We start from the raw sequence: 515 nt of genomic DNA on the forward strand, positions 1-515 counted from the left end.
GTTCCGCCGGCAGGCGATGCGCGAGACGCTGGCCGACGTGTTCGAGTCCGCCGGCGAGTCTGCGACCGTCGAGACGCAGATGCCGTGACTGTCGCGTCGGTCGCTGCGCAAGACACGAGGTGGGTCGGCGGCCGGGTAAATCATATGTCGCGATATACAACTATCTCGTGGTGGGAGCCACAGTTTCGGAGGATGGGCAGTTTTAGCGTGGCTTTGACGCTGAATTGGGTTAGATTGCGGGAAAAGCGAGCTAGAAGATTCGGTTAAACTAGTTAATCCCCTGTAGTTGTCAGAAATTAGCTGGCATATTCCACCTAAAGATAGTGCCACCGCTCACGAGGGGCAAGCCGGAGTGTTCGTTCACTTAGTCCGGCGGAAGCAGCGCCGAAGAGACCAACTCGACACACTCTCCAGCAGTAATGACTGGTGCGTAGTCCATCTCACCGTCAGCAGCAGCTTTCAACAGAAAGTCAGTGAGCCGCCAGATATTGTACAAGAGGACCGCGAACACGAAG

1 pseudogene is annotated in these 515 nt (G+C 56.1%); it reads right to left on the reverse strand.

The annotated features are described in order from the left end of the window. Window positions 1–364 precede the first annotated feature (364 nt). Window positions 365–515, reverse strand: a pseudogene (locus DEQ92_RS24255) (transposase); the annotation flags it as partial.

Source organism: Haloferax sp. Atlit-6N, from assembly GCF_003383195.1.
GTDB lineage: Archaea > Halobacteriota > Halobacteria > Halobacteriales > Haloferacaceae > Haloferax > Haloferax gibbonsii.